The following is a 23512-nucleotide window of genomic DNA, read 5'->3' on the forward strand; positions in this document are numbered from 1 at the left end:
GTATTAGTAGTATTTCTAAACCCTTATATCCCTGAAAGACGCGCGATTGTCCGTTATCAGATAGCTTGACCGGCAGATGCGATTCTTCGAGCAATCTGTCGCGAGGGCTCGGGCATGCTTTTTTTTGGAGCAGGCGCAGTTCCATTGTCTACTCCGCAACAACTTCCTTAAAACTGCGCGCCTCAGCTTTCAAATTGCTGACTTCGCTGGACGTCGCCTGACGTGTAGTATCGCAAGCCAACCGCCTCTTCCCGGCTTCCATGAAGTCTTTCGACCAATTATTGTATAAGCTCTCCCCGCGAAGACTTTCAAGCACGATCTGGGTCTGCTCTTCTGTAGAGAGTTTTCGGCATGGTTTGCTTTTAATTTCAATGATATATCTGTCAGCCGCGCGTCACGGTTCGCGTTCTCATCTCGTGTCCCTTCACGGAATACGACGAGCCAGAAAGTCCTGTTAAGTAAAAACCAACTCTGTCTCAATGGCCTAGCCGGGCTGCAGTGGACTCAGAGAAACATCCCTTGACAATCGCGTGACCGAAAGGCTCTGGCGGTCTCTGAAGCATGAATGTGTTATCTCAATGCTTTTGAGACAGGTTCAGAAACGTGTTCTTGGATCAGTAAATGGCAGATCTATCAAAACTCCGAGACTCCGCGTGCGACGCATGGCTAATTACTCTCGCGAAGTATCCCGCTGGGCGCCGCAGTCTGGACTTCAAGGCCCAGTTCTTGCTCCGGTTGCATCGCCGGATCCTTCTCGCCCCACATATTTTGCGAACTCAGAAAACGGCATTGGCTTGCCGAAGAGGTAACCTTGGGCTTCAGCGCAACGGTGCTTTTTGAGAAAAGTCAGATGGTCTTCTGTTTCGACGCCCTCACACAAGAGCGTCATCCCCAGGCCTCGAGCCAGATCGCTGATCGCTACAAGAATGGGCGCGGCCGTTGGGTCAGTGCCAAGGCAAAGCGTAAAGGATTTGTCCACTTTCAGTTTGTCGATGGGCAGTTTAGATAGATACCCCATCGATGAGTAGCCCGTTCCAAAATCGTCCAAGGCCCAGTTCACGCCGCGAAACTGGATGTCGCGCATCTTTTCTACAAGGTCGTCTGTCCCGTCGAACAAAACGGTTTCGGTCAGTTCCAGGCATAAACGTGACGCAGGAAAACCAGTGTCGCGAATAACCTTGTTGACGTCACTGACGATAGTTTCACTGGTCATCTGAAGGCCAGACACATTAACCGCGACGTTCAGGTCACCAGGTAACTTAAGGGTGTCTTGCATCGACCTTTCCAACACCCACCCCCCGAGTTCGTTGATGAAGCCAGTCGACTCCGCGATCTGGATGAATTCATCCGGAAATACTTGGCCAAGATTTTCCGATTTCCAGCGTAAAAGTGCCTCTGAACCGATCAGTCTCAGATCGTCGAGACGGTGTTGCGGCTGATACCAAACCTCAAACTCTTCCTGATCCAGCGCCTGGCCCATCGCACGCTCGATCTCTCGTGAACGGAACTGCGTACGTGACAGCAACGGGTTGTGGGGGCGGGGTTCTGCGTCGCCCGCAAGCCGGGCTGCGTCGAGAGCTTCTTCTGCATTGGACAACGCACCCACAGCATCAAACTCAGTATCAGTAGAGATCGTGAAGTAACCAAGCTTAACCCCCACACGCGCCTTGGCGTTTTCCAGTGTATAAGGTTCCGAAATGCACTCGCATAGAAAGCGTGCCAACGCTGCAGCGTCTTTGTCATTCGTTGCAAATTCGGTAAAGCATGCAAATGTATCGCCGCCCAGTCGTGCTATGGCCGAGATGTTCAGTCCGGCCTGCTCCAAACGTTTCACCACTTGCTGAAGCAAAGCGTCTCCGACATCACGTCCCAGGACCACATTGATTGTCTTGAAACGGCTTAGGTTGAAGACGCACACTGTGAAGGGCTCGCCCGCTTCAGCGCGCAGGCTCATGAAGTCCAGTAGCACACTACGCCGCAAAGCGCCCGTCAGCTCGTCGTAACTGGACAGATAAGCGATTTTGCGCTCCTGTTCTTTGAGTTTCGTAACATCGCGCATCGCCAGGGTGGCGATCCTCAGTATGCGTTCTTTCGTGCCTTCAAATGAGATCGTCTCAGACGGTGTAACGCTGTATTCCAGGTGTAAAGAGGTGCCACCGACAAAAGTCTCATACTTGCGGACAACTCTGTTCCCGCCGCTGCGCATCATTGCCAGCGCCTCTTCTTTCAGACGGGCAGGCAACGCGAGCTGATCTTTTTCATTCACACCAAAGAGATTGGCTGCCGTGTCGCTATGCATCGGAACCGCACCGGTTTCATCCACGATGGCAATGGCGTCGAAACTGTCATCAAACACTTGTCGAAGCAACGCGGATGTGTTCGCAACCTCTTGGCGTTGGCGGTTGATGATCCAACCGCTCAGCTTCAGTCTGCGTAGCAGGGACCAACTGCAGAAGACGAGCAAACTTGGATAAAGGGGTCCGGTCGGGACGACAACCGCATTGCTTGCAAACACTACAAACGCTGCAGCTTCGCTGGCAACAATCGCAAAGCCCGCAGCTAAAATCAGGACGACAGGTCTGCGAAACAGGGGCGTTTGCAGGAGCAGTAAAAGCGCCAAGAGGGCCACCAGGACCCACTCAACGTTCAGGGTTGCCGGTACTACATCGGCAGCTAACGTTTCCGCTGCCATGATGTGAACCAGCGGCCCCGGAATAATCCCGTGTATGGGTACGGCGTAGAGATCACCCAATTCGATCGCCGAAGCCCCCACAATGACCGAGCGTCCCGCGATCAAATCTGGGTCGAACCGGCCAGTCGCCACATCAATGGCGGAAATGGTTGGTACGTTGTTCGGGCGAAAAGAGAAATTGATGGGAAAGCTGCCTGACCGCGCTGAGAACGTTCCAGTAAGCAGCGCAGCGGCAGAGGGAATGTAAATGCCCTCGATGGTTTCACCGAAAGGATAGAAACGCACCGCACCTTGTCTATCGCTGAATACGTTGACCAGCGCAGGCCAACTTCGTTCGGCAAAAAACGCCAGTGGCCAGTTTGTTGTTTGCTCGGCATTGCCAGTTCGTCCCGCTTGTTGAAACACAGGCAAATAGGCACTTCCGGATCGATCCAAGGCGTTAGCGAAGGCCGTGTCACCTGTCGGATCAGATGAAAATGCAAAATCAATGTCGAAGAAGACGTCAAGCGCATTGGCATCAGTCAGATTGTCGAGGATGTCCGCATGCACTTGACGTGACCAAGGCCATGCTCCGACAGACTGGATGGAAGTCGCATCAATGGCGACAAAGACGAAGTTACCAGAGGTTGCGCGCTCAGCGTGTGTGGTGCGAAAATCTTCGAGACGATCATTCAGACCTGAAAGAAAGCCACCGAGGTCAGCGAAAAAGACCGCGGTGACAATCAGATGTGCGATGAGCACATGGCGCAGGACGACAAAAGAAGACGTCAGTTTCCGCCTCCATTCCCATTCCCGTTGCCGTTTCCGTTTCCGTTGCCGTTTCCGTTTCCGTTTCCGTTTCCGTTTCCGTTTCCGTTGCCGTTTCCGTTTCCGTTTCCGTTTCCGTTTCCGTTTCCGTTGCCGTTTCCGTTTCCGTTGCCGTTTCCGTTGCCGTTTCCGTTTCCGTTCCCGTTGCCGTTTCCGTTTCCGTTTCCGTTCCCGTTCCCGTTCCCGTTTCCGTTTCCGTTCCCGTTTCCGTTACCGTTTCCGCCTCCATTTCCGTTGCCGCTTCCGTTACCGTCTTGGCTTCCGTTTCCGCTTCCGTTCCCGTTGCCGTCACCATTACCGTTGCCACTCACGTTTCCGTTCCTGTTACCATTCCCGTTGGCCCCCGGGACTCCACTAACATCGAGAGTGAATGTATTTGGTGCGCCCGGAACGCGACTTGTGACCGTAGCTGTGGACACGCTCAGCGACCGGCCATTGGACGTCGCCTCACGTCCGGCGGTCACGTCAACGCTGCGTCCATCACTGGTCACCTCGACGACACCTTTGTCCACCCGTACCGTAGCGCTCTCCTCGTCGGTGGTCACCTCCAGAACAGTCCCCTTGATCACGGCCGCAAGGTGAGGTGTCACAACACTGGTGCGTTTCCGCCTCTCGGTCGTGACGGATAGAAAAACCGACCCCCTTTGATGCGTGACCTGCGTGGTCTGACCCGTGGGCTGAGAAACCGACACAGCCGCCAGTGTATTAGCCCGGTAGACGATCCGTTCCTCATTTCGCCCTAGTATTGCTCGACTGCCCGCTCCCGTCCTGATCCAGGTACCACTTGCCAGGTCGGAGCCCTCCTTTGCGCGGTTCCACGTTTTTCCGTCGACCGAAACGCGAACATTGCCATTGGTGCTTTGCAACACCCAACCTTCCGCGGCGGCGGCGAAACCAAAGACAACAAAGGCCAAAGCAGCGAATAACAGTCGGAACATCTTGATTCATCCTTGTTCAAAAGCGTCCTTAGCCTGCTGCAAAATGGTAAAGAAATCCGGAACGGGGCCGCCACCGAGCTGCTTTGGTTAACGCAATCTTGCGGCGACCTATCGTACCCATAGCTCACTTTTCCAAAGCAAACCCATCCTGCCAACCCAGGATGATCACCCTCGCCATTTCGTCTCAGCTCCGTGAAGACCCCGCTTAACAGCCCGTTCACCAAGTTGCCTTAAGACGGAGGAATCTACGTCCGCAAAGGATCACAGTTTGGACACCGACGGATCGCAAGCTGCAGTACATCGCCCTTCGGGAAAAACCGACGCGAACTCTTGGCATCTCGTATCGCGGCAAGAGCTGTTTGGTGTTGATTTGCGTACTTTAGCGCTTTTCCGAGTGTTGATGGGGGCCTACCTATTCCTCGATCTCTGTTTGCGAAGCCGAGATCTCACGGCGCATTACACCGACTTTGGTATCTTGCCACGCGACATTGCCATATCGTATTTGTCGCCGTCATCGTTCTCTCTGCATCTGATGAATGGCAGTGCGGCTTTCCAGGCTTGCCTCTTTTTGCTCGCCGCTGTTTTCGCGCTGATGCTGGTCCTCGGATGGCGCACTCAGCTCGCAACTGTGGTGTGCTGGTTTCTTCTGCTTTCACTTCAAAATCGAAACACGCTTATTCTCTCCGGTGAAGACAATCTGGCTCTGTTACTGCTGTTCTGGGCGATGTTTCTGCCGACTGGCGCGCGCTATTCGGTCGATGCGGCGTTGAGCGAAAACAGGCAAGACAGGAACTACAATTACTACTCGATTGGAACAGCCGCGCTCCTCTTACAGGGTATGTCGATGTATTTCTTCAGTGCATTGCTGAAGACCGATGATATCTGGATGCCGGATGGCACAGCCGTCTACTACGCTCTGCACCTTGATTACTTCGCTACGCCGTTTGCGATTTGGTTCCGACAATTCGAAGGTGTTCTGAAGGGACTGACGTACTATGTCTGGATGCTGGAACTTGTTGGCCCGATCCTGATTTTCTCTCCGGTCCTGAACCGCCCACTGCGCGCGGCACTTATGCTTTGTTTCATGACCATGCATATCGGCTTTTGGATGTGTCTGGAAATTGGGTTGTTTCCGTTGATCTCAATCATAATGAATCTGACTTTCATGCCAGCTTGGATGTGGGACGCGATAGAGGAGAGGTTGCATTACAAAGATCAATCGCGCCTGACGATCTGGTATGATCGTGATTGCGGGTTTTGCCGCAGGATCTGCCACTTGATCACGACCTTTTTGTTCCTCCGGGACGTTTCGATTGAACCAGCTCAAAATGACAGAGTAATCGGTCCTCTTCTTGAAAAGGCGAACAGCTGGGTCATAACGGATGGTCAGTCGCACCATCTAAGGTGGAGGGCCATGTGCAGGCTTGTCGCTGCCTCACCTGTCTTCTGGTTTACGGTGCCGCTCCTGACTTTCAAACCTTCAGTGTGGGTCGGGGATCGAGCATACCGGTGGGTGGCGCGCAATCGACGGTGGCTTGCGACGGTCTCGCCAAGAGTCAGAGGGCAGCGTTTGGTGAAGCACAGTGCAAGTCGGACCACAAACCTGATTGCCGCCACGGCGCTAGTATTTGTGACAATTCAGAATATTTCCACCTTGCCCGCCGCAGGAATACGTTTGCCTGAGGAATTCCAAGCCATTCGACAGTTCTTCGGCCTCTATCAGCACTGGACTATGTTCGCGCCATATCCGGAAATGAACAGCCCTTGGCCTGTTATTCAGGGAGAGTTGACCGATGGAGCGGTTGTTGACGTTTACAACATGCGCATCGAACCAGTTGATACCAACCGACCGGCTGTTGTGTCAGATGTTTATGTCAACGCGAGATGGCGCAAGTACCTGTCCAATCTGGAAGACCAAAGTTACAATGACGAACCGCAGAGACTGGCGCTGAATTATTCGCGTTATCTATGCCGGAAATGGACCGCTAAGCATCCATCGACAGCACCGTTGTCCACTTTCGTCGTTACCTTCAACGTCGACTGGTCCCGTCCGCCCGGCCTTTCCAAAGAGACTGCGACAAGGATGGTTTGGGCACACAACTGCCTTGGATAATCATGACTGAAATGACTTTGACTGCGACATACCAGACGACACAGCGATCACTTCGGAAATGCTTTCAAAAGCTGCTTCCACATTGCTTGACCGTAGCGCAACACCTGCGGCGACGATCCAAAAGCTGAACCGGAGTGTCACTGACTGTTAATCTGGCGTGATCCGGGGCGTAGGGTTCAATTCGGTATCCGATAGCCAATTTCGGGCACGCACATGTCGAAACCGCCATACAAGCGGAGGTTACGTCGCAGGGCAAACGCGTGCAAACAGTGTTATTATCAAGCTGCGGGGGCGTGAGCCTTGTGATCAAACGCCAGACCTAGTCTGAGTATCTTTCACCACTTGCTAAAGCCCGATCGCGCGATGCGACAAAGCGGCCGTTCTGGGAAATGCCGGATACTTTCTTGCGGTGATTGTGATTATAGCCAACAATTCGCATGTGAACGAACTAGGTGGCTTGTGTCCGCATTAGTTGATTTCGCTACTCGCGCGTTTTTCACTCATGCGGCGACAGGCAGTTTTGAAGGGTTGCGCCGCAGTTTCTTGATAGATCGGCCAAATGCAGGATTGATCCGAAAGGATGCTGCGCCAGATCTGAAGGCCGCTGAGAGTCCGTTGTGACCGATGCTGCGACCAGTTCCCTTGGTAGCTTTTCGCTCATACTGGACGCGCCAAAAGGGGGTTTGGAAGGAAATGGGCAGATTGTAGACAGCTTGCCTAGCCTTGATTTAAGCTAAACACGTCTCTGTCGGTTTAAAAGCCAGAATTGCGGGACCGTGATGACGACCATATTTAAAGGAGCAGCATTGGGTGGCACGAGCACCATAGGAAGGCGACATTTACTTGCTGGAGCTGGAGCTTTTGGTGCTTCGCAAGTGTTCGCTCCGTCGATCGGTCGTGGCCAATCTACACGATCAAAGACACTTCGCATAATGCGATGGAAGAATTTCGTACCGGCCTATGAGATTTGGTTTAACGACATCTTTGTCAAAGACTGGGGTGAGGAAAACGACACAGATGTCATCGTTACAAATGTTGGCTTGGGAGAAATCCGGCAACGGGCAGTGGCGGAAATAGCAGCTGGCAAGGGGCATGATATGGTTCTGTTCCTATCGCCCAAACCTTCGTTTGAAGATCACGCGATCGATCACCGCGAAATTCATGAAGAATGCGAGTTACGCTTTGGCAAGGCACATGGCTTCGTCGGTCAAAGCAACGTCAATCCTCGCAGTGGCGTACATCACGGCTTTATTGAAAGCTTTGCGCCGACACTTCTGACCTATCGCAAGGACATTTGGGACGCGGTCGGCACATCTCCCTCGACTTGGGATGACATCCGGAAAGCAGGGCGTGCTGCAAAGTTGCTCCACAACGCCCCGGTCGGGATCAGTTTTGCTCCGGAACACAACGCCGAGCACAGCCTGCGCGCGTTGATGGCTACATTCGGCGCTTCGGTCCAGACCGTGGACGGCCGTTTGTCTCTGGCATCGCCAAACACATTGGAGGCGTTAAAATTTGGCAAGGCTCTGTTTGAAGAGACCATGTCGTCCAATGTTTTGAACTGGACATCCTCGTCCAACAATCTGGCCATCCTTTCTGGCGACATCAGTCTGACCATAGACACGATGTCAATCATCCGGGCGGCAGAGGCCAAGGCGCTTCCCATCGAAGCCGACCTGGCACTCGCATCGTTGCCCGAGGGCCCCTTTGGCGGCGGTGGTCCGGCGTACGCGACCAACACTTATGTCGTCTGGAAGTTTGCGCGGAACATTCAAGGCGCGCAAAAGTTCCTGCTGGACTACCTGTCAGCATTTGGCGAGGGGCTGATCCATAGCGGATTTCAAAACATGCCAAGTTACCCCGGAACCGTACCCGATCTGGCCGGATTGATCGGGGCGTCGAAGGACAAGAAGGGTCGCTATGACGTTTTACTCAAACTCGCCGATGGGCTGACCAACCTTGGCTACCCAGGCCATTCGAATGCCGCCACGGAAGAAGTGCTGAACCGGCGTATCATTTCCGCTATGTTCGCGCGGGTGGCCAGCGGTTCTGCAACGCCACAAGAAGCGATGGAACTTGCCCAAACCGAGGTGTTTCAGATTTTTCGGAAGTGGCGCGATGCGGGCAAGATCTAAGCCAGCCTGTGGACCTGTATCATGAAGATCCGAAACAAGCTGTTGCTGGCCATCACGGTACCTGTTGGGTTGCTGGTGCTGCAGATTGCTTTGGTCACCTACTTTGTCCGTGAGCTGCAAGAGGCCGTGACGTTCATCGCCGAGACCCATGAAACGATCGAAGACGCGTTCACTGCGAGCGATCTGGTCTCGGAACTCCGGGTTGAGGCAAAGCGATTGCCGCAGGGTTTTGTGTCGGACAGGGCTGCGGGTGACGAAGGGCTTGAGACCTTTCGCACCATTTTTAACGATCTGGAGTTGCGTATCCAGTCGATCATCTCAGCGGCCACGCGTGACGCTGCGAGACAAAACCTGTTGGCCCTTGAGCGGGCGTTTGACGGCTTGGCCGAAAAACTGGCGCGGACGGAAACAGTCTTTTTGGCCGATACGGTAGATATGGACACGTTGCTTGAACGCGCGATTTTTCTGGATACGTCTCTTCTAGATGTCGCCTCGGCGCTTGCCGATCTTTCCCGTGACCTGCGAGTGCAACTGCAGGCTGCAGTCGACCGCGAGCGGGAAATCCATAACCGACCTGTCATCGCCGGAATTGCCATTGGTGGTCTGAGCATCCTGATGCTTTTAATTTTCACCTGGCTGGTGGTTGACCGTAACTTCGTCATGCGGTTGACGGACCTCAGCAAGGCGATGCTGTCAATCGCCAGCGGTGATCTGCGCGCGGTTTTGCCTGACGCGAAGGGAGGCGACGAAGTAGATGAAATGACCCGCACCATTGAGACGTTTCGTGTCACCGCCGAGGAACGGAACAGGTTGCTTGAAGAACGCGCCGAAGCCGCCGAGCGGTTGGAACAGGAAGTCGCCGATCGCACCGCTGAGTTGGAAACCGCGAACCAGTTCAAGACCCGGTTCCTTGCGACAGCCAGCCACGATCTTCGCCAGCCACTTCACGCGCTCAACCTCTTCATCGGACAGTTGCGCGACGACCCCGCCGTCGATGAACGTCGCCACTTGGAAGAAAAAATCTCCGAGGCCGCCGCTTCGACCAATGAATTATTCGATGCTCTGCTAGACGTGTCAAAGCTGGAAGCCGGCGTCCTTGAAGCAGACGTGTCATCTTTCCCGGTGGCGACCGTTCTGGACCGTCTTGAGGCTACTTTTGCAACAGTGGCTGCCAACAAGGGCCTTCGGTTTCGCGTCGTTGCTTCTGATTGTTGGGTGCGAAGCGACGCGATCTTGTTGGAACGCATACTATTGAACCTTGTGTCAAACGCGATCACCGCGACCAGCGACGGCGGTGTCGTTGTCGGTTGCCGATTTCGCGGTGAAAGCACCCGGATCGATGTCTGCGATACCGGACCCGGTATCCCGTCCCAGATGCAGCATGTGATGTTTAAAGAGTTCGTCAGGTTGGCACCATCAAAACAAAAAAGTTCGGACAGCCTTGGCCTCGGTCTTTCGATCGTTGACGGGTTGGCGCAGCTTTTGGACCACAAAGTTGAGCTTGCATCTACCCCCGACCGCGGAACTCGGTTTTCCGTGAGCGTGCCTCTCGTTGATGCCGAAAACTTCCGGCCCGCGCCGCCCTTACCTTTCGAACCTCTCGAAGGGCAGCGCGTTCTCGTTATTGAAAACGACGTACTCGTGCGCGAAAGCATGGCGGGCACCTTTCGGTCCTGGGGTTGCGATGTGACCTTGGCCGAGGGTGTGCGCGATTGCGTTGAAGTCATCACAAGAAGAGGCGTGCCCGACCTTGTCGTCACAGACTATCGCCTGGAAGGTGGTCAAACCGGGTTAGACGCCATCATCGAGGTGCACCGGATCGCTGGTCGACATGTGCCTGCCTTTCTGGTCACCGCCGAAACAGAGGCCGAGCGATTGCGGGCCGCGGCAGAAAGCGGCTATCCGATCTTGCACAAACCCGTCACGCCCATGGCGTTAAGGGCATTGTCGTCGCAGCTTCTCAAAAATACCTAATCCCTCGGCGACAGTCCAAGCGAAGACGCCGCAACAACCGCCTCAGTCCGGTTCGTCGCACCAAGGGCGCGCAGAATGGCCGTGACGTGGTTCTTGACGGTTGGCTCAGCGATATCAAGCGCACGGCAAATCGCCTTGTTGCTCATCCCTTGCATCATCAACTGCAAGACGTCGATCTGGCGCTCGGTCAGGCCAAGCTTGGCAGCCGCGCGCAATGCATGCGGTGCAACGCGATTGGTAACAGGTCGGGCAAGGATTTCAGGCGGCACATATATCCCGCCGGAAAAGATCAGTTTCAATGCGCCCTGCATCACTTCTCGCGTGGCCGATTTGGGAATGAAGCCGGCAGCGCCACTTTCGAGGGCAGCACTCATCTGAGCACGGTCTTCACTTGCCGACAGCATGACAACTGACGTTCCGGGGTGTGCTTTGCGGATCGATTTCAGCAAGGACAACCCGTCTCGATCCGGCAACCAGAGATCAAGCAAAACCAACTCAATACCGGGTGTCTGGTTCAACGCATGTTCCGCCTCAGCCGCCGTCGCAGCCTCGAGGATGCCGCTTACGTCGTCTATGGCGTCAAGAACGCCGCGCAATGCATCTCGGATCAGGACGTGGTCGTCGATAATCAGGGCCAGCAAAAGGGTCTCTCCATCTTTATCCTTGGATCATACGTCAGTCTCAGGACCTTTGCACCATGCAGTGGCACTAAGTCATTTGAGAATTTAACGCACAAAATCAGGTCACTGCGAATGCTATTCCATTCAGGCGTGACTTTGGTTGCGCGCCTACTGGCTGATTGAGCGAAGTCCGAACACCCACAATGCTGATGGCACCGGTCACGCATGACCACGCATCACAATGAGGTTCTGATGGATACGTTTTTAACCGTTGTCGTAACCTGGCTTTCCATAAACTTAGGTCTGCCCGCCATTTACGAGCACCCGGAAGTGAAGTTGATCACCCACAACGAAATGATCGAAATGCAAGTGTCTGGACTAGAGGCAGAGGACGCCACGGATTTTCGCAAGACTGTCGAACAGGGGCACAGGATCGTTGCCTTCTATGACGACCAGAGCCGCACGATTTATCTGCCACGCAACTGGTCAGCCAGTTCGCCTGCGGATGTTTCGGTTGTGGTCCATGAAATGGTGCATCATCTTCAAAACGTCGGAAACATCCCGCAGGAATGCAAAGAAGGTCGCGAACGGCCTGCTTATGAAGCACAAGCACAATGGCTGGAACTGGTTGGCACGACATTGGAAGACGAATTCGAACTAGACGCTATAACGCTGCACTTATTGACCAGATGCTGGCATGGCCCGCCCTGAGTTGCGAAGAAATGCTGCGTCAGCGAACACTTCGAAAGCCCGGCTTTGTCTAAGGTTTAAGGCTGCTGTCAGCCTGCGTTGCAGCGGCGACAAATCCGACAAGGAGGAAAGCGCGTGCTGTTTTTGGAGCCATTGGGATTGTGGCTGCGCTGATCCCTGTGTGGGATGACCGTCAAAGTGACGATTTGCAGTGCAGGTATTTCGCTTCTGCCTGCCGGCTCTGGCGAATTGATTTCGCACCTTGCCGCCGCAGGTCTTTTGCCGTGAAGGTTTTGGTGATTTGGCCGCACAGGAAGGTCTCAACGATGACCATTGCGTCGCTGCATTTGGGGCAAGACTGTTGCCTGTGCGGGGCGTCGGGTGGCGTCAATGGGTTCCTTCACCAGGTATCTGCGCCAATTCTAGGCTCCGCATCCAGCAAGCGCCTGATTTTCGCGACCTATCACGGCGGATATCATTGGCGAGGAAGCCCGCGTGGCGGATGCGGAGGGAGCCCGAGAGCAGAACATGGATCACGAACTGGCGGATGAACTCATCCATCGGCAGGTGCATGGTTTTCATCCGATCTCCGCGTTTGATGCGAGAGCCCTTCCAACGGAACGCAACACTGTCGGCATTCGCGCTGACAAGGCGGTGGTTTGAGAGGGCGACCCGATGAGTTCATCGGCTCAGATACGCCAAGCCCGCCCCGGGTCCGCCACAGGGTGTCTTGGCATAAACGACCCAATCGGTTTTGCGCAGCAGCGCTAGAGGGATCGCGAAGGCATCGGCGTCTGCCAGCCTCACCAGATCCCCAAACAAGCGTAGCTTACCTGCTTTGTACCAACGGCTCAGCCCTTCGAGGACCAGACATCAAAACAGCCGCGACAAGACCTTCGCTGGTAGCACAAACCCCAAGCGGCAGACGATCTAAGGTGCCCCGTCCGATGACAATCCACCACCCGGTACAAAAACATGCAGGTGCGGGTGACAGGTCATCGCCGAGACCCAAAAGTGCAGCACAAAAGTCACGCCGATCCTTGCACCAAGCTGTTTTTGAGCGGCGCCGATGGTCAGCAGCGTTCGGGCTGACGCTTCGAACAAAAGCCCGTAAACCGTCGACTTAACTGATACGCGATGACCTATACGTCGCTTTACTTTTAGATCACGTTTGTCATTGCGACGCCTGACATCAGTTTGCCGTCCTTTCACTGCTTCTTACTTCGCGGGTAGTGAGCCGGCGGATGGTTTCGATTTCCCGCTTGTCATAGGGTTGCCCGTCCTCGTGAAGCAGGTCGTGAAACCAAAGACTGCTATCGGGGTTGCCGCCATGTGCACGCACCAGATCATCCGGCCACGGCAGGTGGGTTTGGGTGCGGCCCTTGACGAGGCCCCACTGAAAACTCCCAACAAGACGATCGTGAAATAGCTCCAGCTGGTCGCTGATTTGACTGTCGACCGCCCGCGCCATCCACTCGGTGCACAGGATTGGTCTGTCCAGGACGGAAAGGAAGTCGATGAACTCCGACACCCGGGCGCGGTTCCAATAGGCGTGAAATGTGATGATGTCCGAGTGCAGCAGGGCACTGCGGTCGATCTCAGTCTGATAGGGGTGGCTGTCATCTCCAGGCAGGGGTGTGGTCCAGGCGGCAACTGTTAAAGGTTGTATCGGCACTTCGGCGCGCGCCCATTCAAAGCAGCTTTCCATAAGCGTCAGGGCGCTTTGCTCAAGCGCTGACGCATAATGTTCATAGTCGCCGTCAGCAAAATTCATTCGGTTGCCAGGCTCATTGTAGAGGTCCCAGAACAAGATCCGCGGGTCGTTGCGAAAGTGATGCACGACTGTCCGGACATAGTCTTCCAACCTATGGCGCTCCGCGAGATCAAGAACGATCGCGCGGCCCGGCGAGGCAACCGCCCTGCTGTTATGAATGCCGGGCACAGGATCTGGTTGTGGCCCCCAGACCGGCTCTTCTCCGCCAAATCCGCAGTCATCGAACAGACACGGGATCGTGTCGATCCCGAGATTTTGCGCAATGGTCATCACCTGATCGAGACGCTCAAATGTCCCTTCAGGATCGTTGACCCATCCGAGGTAGGGCAGATTGATGCGAATGGCGTTGAAACCGATATCTGCAGCCCAGCCAAGCTCACGCGTGATGGTAGGCGTATCGAAGGTATTGGGATGCCACATCTCGATGAAGTTAACCGCCGTAGATGGCAGAAAATTGCAGCCACACACCCAAGGGCGCTCTGCCCACCAGTCCTTTGCCTTTTCGTTGGTCCAGCGGTCCATCAGATCATCCACCTTGCAGTCGATTGCCGTCCCGTCGCCATGCGGCGGAACGGCAGGTCGCTTAATGGTCCAGTAAGTCCTGAACTTCGATTTCAGCGTCGGCGAGCGCATCGCCCACTGGCTTGTCCGTCAGCCAGATCGCTTGCAGTTCACGGTTCAACACGTCTTGGATCGCGCCATACCGTTCGGATGGCGGCGTGTCGCGCGCAATGGCAGCGGTACCTGTGTATTCATCACGGTGTGGAAGCGACTGGTACGCTTCGCTTTCGACCACAGATGTGCGCACGGACATATGGCCTGTACGAGCCCAGTCGATGTTGTGGTCATTAATGAAGGCCAGCACCTTCAGCGCTGCTGCACGCTTGTCACCATCCAGCGACGAAGGGATCGCCCAAATGTGGCTGTCGGCCCAAGTTGCACCGGTGTCGAACAGCGTTGGGAAATCGGCAACATAGTAGTTGTCCAGCCCGACGTCTTCCTTGGCGGCCTCGGCCGTGTAGAAATCAACAACCCATGTGCCGTTGACCAGAATGCCAGCTTCACCGTTCAGAAAGGCCTGCTGGCTGTCTGCGTAGTTGAGCTGCGGATTGGCCAGCTCGGCATCGAATAACTGGGTGATCGCGGTGACTGCGTTCTGACCTGCGTCGGTGTTAATCGTGGCGCTGCCGTCATCGGTGAAGATATTGGCATTCTGCTGCCACATCAGTGCCAGCACGACGCGTACGCCGATCGGGAACTGCGCGAAGTCGGCAGCAAGGTAGTCCTGCCCGGTGGCATCCTTAAACTGCTGTGCCTGGGCCATCAGCTCTTGCGGGGAGGATGGCAGAACGGGTTTGCCATCCGCGACCAGACCGGCGGCAGCCATCAGGTCCATGTTCACGTGCCAAAGGTTGGCGTGAAAATCCATCGGCACGCCGTAGATGCCGCCGTTGAAGCTGACCGCGTCAAGTGCTGCGGACGACCAGTCTGAGGCATCAATGCCTGCGGCTTCCAACTCTCCTGATATCTCGGCCAGCGCGCCCAAGCCTGCGAACTCAGGGACTCGGTGACGGTGCATCACATGTACATCTGGTGGTGTACCACCCGCATAGGCCGCCTTGACCTGATCGTAGTAGTTGCCCCAGTCCGTCGGCAGCGTATTGATGCTGATCCCATCAAGCTCTGCGTCCGCTGCATTGATGATAGACTGGATGATGCATGCCTCACCGGCACTTGTCGTGGTGTCGGTGCCCGCGTCTTCACAGGCCCCAAAGAACCGGCCTAGTGTGATGTCTTGTGCGGGTGCCGTGGTGGCGATCCCGGCGGCCATAGCGGCCGTCAAAAGCACGTATTTCATAGTTTCCTCCCTTGAAATGATTTAGCCCTTCGATCCGCCGACCGTCATGGCTTGCACCACGTAACGCTGGAAAATCAGGAACAATAGGACAACCGGAAGCGAGGCTATGACGCCCGAGGCCATGACGCGGCCCAACCCTTCTGATTGCGCGAAATTGGATTGGATGGACGCAAGGCCCAAGGTGATCGTGAAGTATTCCCGCTGTTGCGCGCTGACCAGCGGCCAGAGGTAGTCATTCCATGCATAAAGAAACGTGAGGATCGCGAGTGTCATCATCGCCGGGCGCGCTAGTGGCAGCATAACGTACCAGAAAATCCTGAGCCATGTAACGCCATCCAGACGTGCGGCCTCTTCGATGTCATCGGGGATTGCCTTGAAGAATTGCATCATCAGGAATACACCAATGGGCACGGCCATACGCGGCAAGATCAACGCGTGATAACTATTGTGCCAGCCAAAATCAGCGAACATCGTGTACAGCGGAATGAAAACGGCCTGTTCGGGTACCATCAGCCCGATGAGACAGACCACCATAATTGTGCGTTTGAACGGAAAGTCCATTCTGGCCAGCACATAGCCCGCGGTTGTCGAGACAAACAGCACGCCCAACGTCATGCTGACAGCCACGATGATGGAATTCAGAAACCACCAAGGTGTCTGGCCGAATGAAAACAGCGCGGCGTAATTGTCCCAGGTGAAGGGCCGCGGGATCAGCCCGAAAAAGGTCGAGGAAGTGGTGCGGGCTAAAACCTCATTGGGTTGGAATGACAGCGACACCATCCACAGCGTCGGCACCAGCCAAATGAATGCCGGTATCGAAAGGCCTAAGACAAGCCAGTGGTAGCTGCGGTTCATCAATCCTTCTCCCGCCCTAGAACAAATTGGATGATCGAGAAGCAGCCCATGATGAGAAACAGGAAAACGGCCATAGCGCTGGCGCGGCCAAGTTCGCTATCGCGGAAACCGGTCTGATAGATATATCGCACCAGCACTTGTGTTGAATCGTTCGGGCCGCCTTGCGTCATCAGATGTGGCTGGCCAAAGACCTGAAAGTGCAGGATGATTTGCAGGATCACAACAACTGAGATTGTTCGGGTCAGGTTTGGCAAGGTAATGAACCAAAACGCTTTTACACCTTTTGCATTGTCGAGGGCAGCGGCTTCGTAGATGTCTTGTGAAATATCCTGAAGTCCGGCTAGAAACAGGATCATTGCAATTCCGAGCGACCACCAGATGGTCGCAATTACGATAGCTGCCATGGCGAACTGTTGGTCCGTCAACCAGTTGATCGGTGTGCCTCCAAAGGTTTCGGTAATATTTGCAATCAGACCTTGGCGCGGTGAAAACATGATTTGCCAAATCAAAGTAACTACCGTGACGGACAGCACCTGGCTGAGAAAGAACAGCGTCCGCAGAATACCCATCGTCCGGGTTTCGCGGTTCATTGCAGCCGCAAGCACAAGCGCGGAAATGGTGACCCCCGGGACGGCAAAGCCGACAAAGATCAGCGTGTTTCCAACCGTCGGCCAAAACCGTCGGTCATACCAACGACCTCCTTCGCCGGGATGAAAGCCGGGGAGGAGCACCAAGAGCCCTGACAGGACGCCAAGGGCAATCGCGTTAAATTGACTCAAGCGGTTCATCCGGCGAAGGAAAACCGAAAGCACCAGCCCTGTCAGTCCAAGGGTTTGCAGGACCGGTGCATTGAAAAGTGACCAAGTGATGCCCTTGCCCCACATCACACGCTCGTAGTTGCGAAAGCCGACGAATTCTTTGGCGTCCGGGTTAAAAGCGACTGCCAGCAAATTCCAGTCGTGCAGGCTGATCCAAACTCCCCGAAAAAATGGATACACAAGAAACAAAGTGTAGGTGGCCAGGAAGGGCACCAGCAAAAGCCACGCGGCCTGCGTTTGCGAAAGTTTGGACCGCGAAGCCATGCGACGTCTCCTCCCAAAGCACGCTGATTCTTCTTGTGCTAATATTATTAGCAATATTTATTAGCTGGGAGCAAGCGTTTTGAAAGTCCGATGAAAAACCCCAATGAAAATAGCGTATCCCGCGTCACGATGAAGGACGTGGCACTACACGCCGGTGTCTCTCAATCGACGGTGTCCTTTGTGCTGAACGGATTGGAAGACATGAGGATCAGCCGCGAAACCCGGAAGCGCGTAAAGGAGGCAGTCGAGGCTTTGGGCTACCGTGCACGCGGCGCCGGTCGCCCTCCAAAGGCAACAGGGCTTGGCGTGATCGGCCTGATGCTTGATGAAATCGCCACCAGTCCCTTCGCTGCGATCTCGATCGAAGGCGTTCAGGAAGAGGCGTGGAAAAACAACATTATCGTCGAAGTCGTCATGACCGGAGGTGATGCCCAATATGAGGCTGAAGTTCTTAAAAAGTGGGGGCATGACGGTGTCGTCGGTGTCATCTACAGTTCCATTCTGACCCGTGAAGTCGTGCCACCAGCCGCATTGGCGCGGCATCGTGCCGTGATGCTCAATTGCTATGATGCGGAAGGAAAATTTTCTTCCGTGGTGCCGGCAGAGCGGCGCGGCGGCGAAATGGCCACTCAGATGCTATTGGCAGCGGGCCACCGCCGCATCGCTTTTATTACAGGTGAAAACTGGATGGAGGCGTCGGATCAGCGGATGGAGGGGTATGAACGCGCCATCCGGGCTGCAGGTATTCCGGTTGAAGCGTCGTTGATTGCAGAAGGGAATTTTTTACCCAGTGGCGGGCGTGAGGCGACGCTTCAACTGATGAAGGGCAAAATCCGCCCCGATGCCATTTTCTGCGCCAACGACCTGATGGCAGTTGGCTGCTACGAAGCCCTTAAGGAGTTGGGCGAGACAATTGGTGAAACCATCGCGGTCATAGGATATGACGATCAGGAAATCGCGCAACACCTGTCCCCGGGGCTCAGCACAGTTCTACTTCCACATCGCGAAATGGGGCAATGGTCTGTAAGAGAGTTGCTCAAGACGAGCGGGGCGGTGTCGATTGATAGGTTGGAGTGCCCAGTCGTAATGCGCCAATCCCATCTGCTCAGCTGAAACAAGCGCTTCTAGCATTGCAGTTTTCCTTAAAGCGGCCGTTGAACTGCGGCTAGCGAAAGTTCGGATTTCCCCCGACTTGGTCATTCCCGACTTGGAAATGCTGCACGCAGCACGCAACACAATGGCCGCAATACCAAAGCTGCGCTATGGCGACGGTCAGCTTGATGAATGGCCGGTGTGGGGCGCTTGCACGCGTTTGGCTTATTTGTGCAGCACCGACGGCGCGTATGATATCCACGAGCTCCAGCTTAGGGCGGAGCATCGAGGTTCGATTTGACCAGGACCGGTCTGCCAGCTCACCATTAGATCAAGCGGACTGGTCACGTTTTGAATCGCTTCCCTTCTGGGGATACTGTTGCGCTAAACCCGCTTAGGAAATGGGTCGCAACCTTCGTGTAAATCGTTGCGTTTTCCAGATTGGCAATGCCCTAAAAAACTTGCCATGTCATCGATTGCTGTAGAATTGACTGTCGAGACATAAATGACGCGGGTTTTAGTCGCGCTCTGCGCTAGGTGCGTGACAGAGCTGTACCGCAAAAGTTGACGCCAAACTGCCTCTTTGCTCTGCGCCAAGTCGCAAGCCTCGGCTGCGGGTTTGAACTGCCGTGTGGGGATCAGGTCACGCCGGGTGCGGCCCGGGAACAGCCCACCTTTAGGCTGCGCTTTTCGGTGCCAGACGCGCAGCAGGCTCGTCAGGTCCGGCGACAACATGATCTGCTGGTGCTTATGGTATTTTCCGTCATCCCAAGCCTACCCGGAAGCCCGCATTGATGATAGGGTTCAAAGGGGAAAGGAATGCATTCAGGAGTGCGCCCCCGCGCGCGCGTTGAAAGGACGGCTAAGTGATCCACGACTACTCCAAGATCTGGTACCTGCACAGAGATCTGTCGCGCAGATCGATGCGTTTTGTGCTCGCCGCATCGATGTTTGTCCTGTCACCAGCAATCAAAGCTGACGCCTGTGCATTCGACATGCTCAAACCGGAACGCACTGTCATCGACTGGATCGTTGACGCCGATGCTTTGGTGCTGGCCCGTCCAATGCCCGGCAACTCATTTGCATTCGCACCAATTCAGATCTTGATTGGGCCTGAGACCACACCTGAAATCCAACAGCTTGTTGACAGTGGCGTGCGGCGACGGCTGGCAGCAAATCCTGATGACGCCGTGTTGTTTGCGCGCCTGACTGGCGGGCAATGGCGGCGTGTTGCCTATGTCGATGACAGTTTCGGGAGTATACTTGGCACTGCCTTATCAAACCGTGACACTTGGCGCACTGGCATGCCAGCCAGCCGTGTGCAGTTTGTTGACGCATTGCAACACAGCCCCAATCCGCGCCACAAGGCCATCGTTATCAGTGAACTAGACAAGGTACCCTATGAGCAGCTACGCGATTTTGATCTGCGCGTGCCTGTGGATGAATTGGTGGCCGACTTGTGGTCACGCGGTGGCTACCCTTACCAGGCCACGCGTGCGCTGTTGCTGGGCATCGGCCAGTCGGACAAAGCCCGGACCGTCATTGCATCTGTTGTTTCGCGTGCAACGGAAAGTGGTTCGCCGGACAATTTCGGGGCGTTTGCGGCAGCGTTCATAGAACTGGAAGGGGCCCTTGGTGTCACAACACTGGCTGACAGGTTTCTGGATGATCCACACCGGTCATTGGCTGATATCGAACAGGTGGTGATGGCCATGTCAGTACACCATGCACTTGCTGATGTGAGCGTAAAAGACGAAATCGACATGGTTCTCGCGCGCCTTGTCCGGTCGCGGCCCGCCGCCGGTGCCGTAGTTGCGCGCCAATTCTCGCTCAGAGAGGACTGGTCCCAGGTTGGAATACTGCAACCGCTGGTGCGCGACCGCAAGTTGACGACGATCCAAGACATGACGGTGGTCGCAGTTTACCTCGCACGCGCAGCGACGGTGAACACGAGCGCGCAAGCGAACGGCGGATGATTGGCTGCGCACCAGATGCCCCCTCGTCTGCGGTATTTTGCTTCTCTTCCTGAGCGAACCCACGCTCGCGCGTGTCATGCACTTGCTGGCGTGCCAAAACTGACCGATGCAGACCAAGGACAATGAAAGGGCTGAAAACCCTGAGGCAGCGGCAATCGCCGCTCTCAACCACCATCGCCTGACGTCTGGTCACTACCGTTGAATGTGATCCTGCGAGACGGTCGCTGAGGTCACTTTAACAGACAGCTCATCTGGGCCCGCACAAAGAGCGCCAATAATCCAAGTCAATGCGACCCGCATTAAGATAAAGCGAAGAACGGTCCCACAACTTTGGGCGAAGACAAAATAGTGGGCCTCAAAAGATACGCCAAAATCAAACGATGTTATCGACACAATCCACCTGACGCCTGCACTTGTACCATGTTGATTTCCTTGATGGCCTTGGACTAGGATTTTCCCATCTGGCAATGCCGCAAAGGAGCCCTCAATGCCGTATCGTGCAATTCACACGCTTCTTGCAGTCGTGCTCGTTCTCATTGCCGCAACCAACCCGGCGCTGGCTCACAGTGAAGAGGTCTACGGCGGAGGCTTCGTCGCTGGCTTCACCCATCCAATTCTCGGCTGGGATCACGTGGCGGCGATGGTTGCTGTGGGCCTCTGGGGCGCATTCCTTGGCGCTCCTGCGATCTGGATCCTGCCCGTGGTATTCCCGCTCGTCATGGCGCTGGGTGCTGTCGCGGGCATCGTTGGAATCCCTGTTCCGGCGGTCGAAACCGGTATTGCATTTTCTGCCGTGGTGCTCGGATTGATGATTGTCTTCGCCGCCAAGCCGCCGATCTGGGTCGCCGCCATCATTGTCGGCGCGTTCGCAATCTTTCACGGTTATGCCCATGGCACTGAACTTCCATCGACAGTCAACGCGTTTGCCTATGCTATTGGATTTGTGTTCTCGACCGGCCTGCTCCACCTATGTGGCATCGCTTTCGGCCTCCTGGTGAAGTGGCCAGCTGGGCGTATCGTTGTGCGGAGCGCGGGCGGGTTGATTTCTATTGCAGGGGTCGCGTTTCTCACCGGAATAGCCTGATAATGCACAGGCTTAGGCGATTGGCATGGGTTCCTCTCGCAGTGGGGCCTTCGCAAGCTTATGCGCACAGCCCGGTCCCGGGGATCGAAGGGTTCTATATCGGGTTGCTGCACCCCTTTTCGACACCGTCACAGTTTCTGTCGATGGTCGGTCTCGCGCTGCTGGTCAGTAGCTTTGAGTTGAAAATGGCGCGTTGGCTGCTGACCGTTTTCCTGACCGGAAGCCTCATGGGTCTGATGGTCGGGCAGCAACTCTCAGAACCTGATCCCGCACTTTTTGCGGTAGCGTGCGCGATATGCGTTTTGGCAGCACTTTCACCAGGCAGACTGGCACTCCTTGCGGTCGGGTTGGTGGGCATCGGTGGTTACCTGATCGGAGTAGCCTCCATCCCTGACGATGGGCCGACGCGGGACCGACTGTTTACCATGTCCGGCTCGTTTGTCGGAGCGAACCTTGGCCTGCTATACCTATTCGGGATTATTATTTTCATCCGGGAACGCTACATTTGGTCTTGGGTCGGCATCGCGTTTCGGGTCGTTGCAGCGTGGGTGGGAACGATCGCGCTCCTCATGCTGGCACTTGCATTTACCAGGGTTTAGGAATGGATATCCGGAAATAACCACGGCTCTCACCATAACTGAACCGACCTAATCGGACTTGTCATTTGCGCCTGCGTGACGCGCAGATCGGTTCATCGCACTAATTCCAGCCTTTTGTATGACGCCGACGATGGGCAAGCCGCCATAGCTTACGCCGTCGCGCGCGCGTTTGGGCCGCTGCGCGTTGCGCAACCACACCCCAGTATCCGTTTCATTCAGGCGGTTCTTCGTCGGTATAGCCATTACGCTTGAGCTTTCATAAACCGTTAAAACATGGCTGCCGATCTCTGTTGCGATCTTACGCACCGCGATCTTTGCATTCAGCACATCCGCAATCGTGAGCCGTTCGTATAAGTTCAGTTCAGTATGAGCCATCTTTCATTCTCCATGTTTTCCAGCAAGATAGGGGAAAATTCGCAACCCTGTTTAGAACGTGCCGAAAGACAATATACGTGCCTTAAAAACACTTCTTTAGCTTCGACCGGGTTCCAGCAGTCGGGCAGGACATGGTGGAACATGGGCCAGCAAAATACTAGAAAGAGTCAGAAAAAGTGAATGCTGAATATCGCCTTCAATCCTGAAACTGGCGGTATTGCTGGCTCTGAGTTGACGAAAGTGAATCTTGGCGGTGCATCAGCGCTTCTGGAATGGATCCAACGGGCGTCAGGCTTTTGCGGGCGGCGCCTATGACGAACAAGGCGTTTCGGTGCGTCTGACAGCCAAGTTCGGGCTTGAAGTCGAGATCCTTGAACTGCAACCGAGGAGCGCCACTCTCGGCAACAAACTCCAAAAGTATTGACACATTGATGACACTCCCGAGCATGGCAGGATATAGTGGCAAAAACGTTCGGCTGTACTCAAAGATCACTTGCCGAAGTACAAGTCGGAAGACGGTAAGAAGTCATTAGAGTACCCTTCCAAGCTTCGAAATCTCGAAAATCCGATCACTGAAATACGCATTAAAGCCAAGGCGCAGATGCTCGTGCATGCGATCGGTTCAGCTACGTTCGTTCGCCGCGTTCAACCTTATCTGTTTAACAAGCTCAAGACGGTGCACTTCACCAAAACGAAGCCGGGGGACGCAACGAAATCATCCTCGTCGTTGGTCTCTTCAGAAAGGCATCACTTTATGCCAGTCCAGCAAAGCTTCTCTGCTTCAGATCAAATAGTGTGACAGAACCCTCTCGACCAACACATGTCGCAAAATCCGCTCCACCACATGA

Annotated in this window: 20 protein-coding genes and 2 pseudogenes; 9 read left to right on the forward strand and 13 right to left on the reverse strand. The window is 55.0% G+C overall.

From position 1 onward, the window contains the following. Positions 1-151: 151 nt before the first annotated feature. From R8G34_13600 to R8G34_13610, 3 genes and pseudogenes are all read right to left on the reverse strand, one after another. Positions 152-340, reverse strand: a pseudogene (locus tag R8G34_13600) (IS3 family transposase). 372 nt (positions 341-712) lie between these two features. Then, positions 713-3433, reverse strand: a complete 2721-nt coding sequence (locus R8G34_13605) for an EAL domain-containing protein (protein MDW3223899.1) — start codon at positions 3431-3433, stop codon at positions 713-715. A 26-nt stretch (positions 3434-3459) separates the two neighbouring features. Continuing rightward, entirely contained in the window at positions 3460-4437 is a 978-nt protein-coding gene (locus R8G34_13610; protein MDW3223900.1) for a FecR domain-containing protein, read from the reverse strand. 400 nt (positions 4438-4837) lie between these two features. Between R8G34_13610 and R8G34_13615 the strand changes: the two genes are divergently transcribed. The 3 genes from R8G34_13615 (at position 4838) to R8G34_13625 (ending at position 10659) form a co-directional block, all read left to right on the forward strand. Further along, positions 4838-6550 (forward strand): HTTM domain-containing protein, encoded by a 1713-nt coding sequence (locus R8G34_13615; protein ID MDW3223901.1) that lies wholly within the window; start codon positions 4838-4840, stop codon positions 6548-6550. A 932-nt stretch (positions 6551-7482) separates the two neighbouring features. Next, on the forward strand, positions 7483-8685 hold the full coding sequence (locus R8G34_13620) for an extracellular solute-binding protein (GenBank protein ID MDW3223902.1): 1203 nt from the start codon (positions 7483-7485) through the stop codon (positions 8683-8685). A gap of 21 nt (positions 8686-8706) precedes the next feature. Continuing rightward, positions 8707-10659, forward strand: coding sequence for a hybrid sensor histidine kinase/response regulator (locus R8G34_13625; protein ID MDW3223903.1), 1953 nt, complete (start codon positions 8707-8709; stop codon positions 10657-10659). Here the strand turns inward: R8G34_13625 and R8G34_13630 are convergent. Then, positions 10656-11300, reverse strand: coding sequence for a response regulator transcription factor (locus tag R8G34_13630; protein MDW3223904.1), 645 nt, complete (start codon positions 11298-11300; stop codon positions 10656-10658). The two genes, R8G34_13625 and R8G34_13630, sit on opposite strands and share 4 nt — an antisense overlap. A gap of 204 nt (positions 11301-11504) precedes the next feature. Between R8G34_13630 and R8G34_13635 the strand changes: the two genes are divergently transcribed. Then, positions 11505-11990, forward strand: a complete 486-nt coding sequence (locus R8G34_13635; protein MDW3223905.1) for a DUF6647 family protein — start codon at positions 11505-11507, stop codon at positions 11988-11990. A 172-nt stretch (positions 11991-12162) separates the two neighbouring features. Here the strand turns inward: R8G34_13635 and R8G34_13640 are convergent, their stop codons facing one another. From R8G34_13640 to R8G34_13675, 8 genes and pseudogenes are all read right to left on the reverse strand, one after another. Then, complete coding sequence (locus R8G34_13640; protein ID MDW3223906.1) at positions 12163-12303, reverse strand: hypothetical protein; 141 nt, start codon at positions 12301-12303, stop codon at positions 12163-12165. 53 nt (positions 12304-12356) lie between these two features. Continuing rightward, positions 12357-12590: pseudogene (locus tag R8G34_13645) on the reverse strand (transposase). A gap of 60 nt (positions 12591-12650) precedes the next feature. Next, positions 12651-12791: a hypothetical protein gene (locus tag R8G34_13650; GenBank protein MDW3223907.1), complete on the reverse strand. Its 141-nt coding sequence runs from the start codon at positions 12789-12791 to the stop codon at positions 12651-12653. Positions 12792-12899: 108 nt separating this feature from the next. Continuing rightward, positions 12900-12968, reverse strand: coding sequence for a transposase (locus R8G34_13655; GenBank protein MDW3223908.1), 69 nt, complete (start codon positions 12966-12968; stop codon positions 12900-12902). A 193-nt stretch (positions 12969-13161) separates the two neighbouring features. Beyond that, a complete protein-coding gene (locus R8G34_13660) occupies positions 13162-14265 on the reverse strand; it encodes a cellulase family glycosylhydrolase (GenBank protein MDW3223909.1) in 1104 nt (367 codons plus the stop codon). A 61-nt stretch (positions 14266-14326) separates the two neighbouring features. Next, positions 14327-15601, reverse strand: coding sequence for an extracellular solute-binding protein (locus R8G34_13665; protein ID MDW3223910.1), 1275 nt, complete (start codon positions 15599-15601; stop codon positions 14327-14329). A gap of 21 nt (positions 15602-15622) precedes the next feature. Next, entirely contained in the window at positions 15623-16456 is an 834-nt protein-coding gene (locus R8G34_13670) for a carbohydrate ABC transporter permease (protein MDW3223911.1), read from the reverse strand. Then, positions 16456-17538 (reverse strand): sugar ABC transporter permease, encoded by a 1083-nt coding sequence (locus R8G34_13675; GenBank protein MDW3223912.1) that lies wholly within the window; start codon positions 17536-17538, stop codon positions 16456-16458. The genes R8G34_13670 and R8G34_13675 overlap by 1 nt, the downstream gene beginning before the upstream one ends. A 90-nt stretch (positions 17539-17628) precedes the next feature. On the opposite strand from R8G34_13675, the gene R8G34_13680 reads away from it, so the two are divergent. The 4 genes from R8G34_13680 to R8G34_13695 all read left to right on the forward strand — a co-directional run bounded on the left by R8G34_13680 (position 17629) and on the right by R8G34_13695 (position 22289). Further along, on the forward strand, positions 17629-18651 hold the full coding sequence (locus R8G34_13680; GenBank protein MDW3223913.1) for a LacI family DNA-binding transcriptional regulator: 1023 nt from the start codon (positions 17629-17631) through the stop codon (positions 18649-18651). A gap of 845 nt (positions 18652-19496) precedes the next feature. Beyond that, the gene (locus R8G34_13685) at positions 19497-20606 is read left to right on the forward strand and encodes a hypothetical protein (GenBank protein ID MDW3223914.1); all 1110 of its coding nucleotides are present in this window, start codon (positions 19497-19499) and stop codon (positions 20604-20606) included. A 487-nt stretch (positions 20607-21093) separates the two neighbouring features. Then, positions 21094-21690 carry a HupE/UreJ family protein gene (locus R8G34_13690; protein ID MDW3223915.1) on the forward strand — a complete coding sequence of 199 codons (597 nt, stop codon included), beginning with the start codon at positions 21094-21096 and terminating at the stop codon, positions 21688-21690. 20 nt (positions 21691-21710) lie between these two features. Further along, the gene (locus R8G34_13695; protein MDW3223916.1) at positions 21711-22289 is read left to right on the forward strand and encodes a HupE/UreJ family protein; all 579 of its coding nucleotides are present in this window, start codon (positions 21711-21713) and stop codon (positions 22287-22289) included. Between the two features lie 48 nt (positions 22290-22337). Here R8G34_13695 and R8G34_13700 read toward each other — a convergent pair whose 3' ends face one another. Further along, complete coding sequence (locus tag R8G34_13700; protein MDW3223917.1) at positions 22338-22664, reverse strand: hypothetical protein; 327 nt, start codon at positions 22662-22664, stop codon at positions 22338-22340. A gap of 247 nt (positions 22665-22911) precedes the next feature. Here R8G34_13700 and R8G34_13705 point away from each other — a divergent pair, with 247 nt between their 5' ends. Next, a complete protein-coding gene (locus tag R8G34_13705; protein MDW3223918.1) occupies positions 22912-23088 on the forward strand; it encodes a hypothetical protein in 177 nt (58 codons plus the stop codon). The last annotated feature ends 424 nt before the right edge of the window (positions 23089-23512 follow it).

The organism is Paracoccaceae bacterium (assembly GCA_033344815.1).
Classification (GTDB): domain Bacteria; phylum Pseudomonadota; class Alphaproteobacteria; order Rhodobacterales; family Rhodobacteraceae; genus Roseobacter.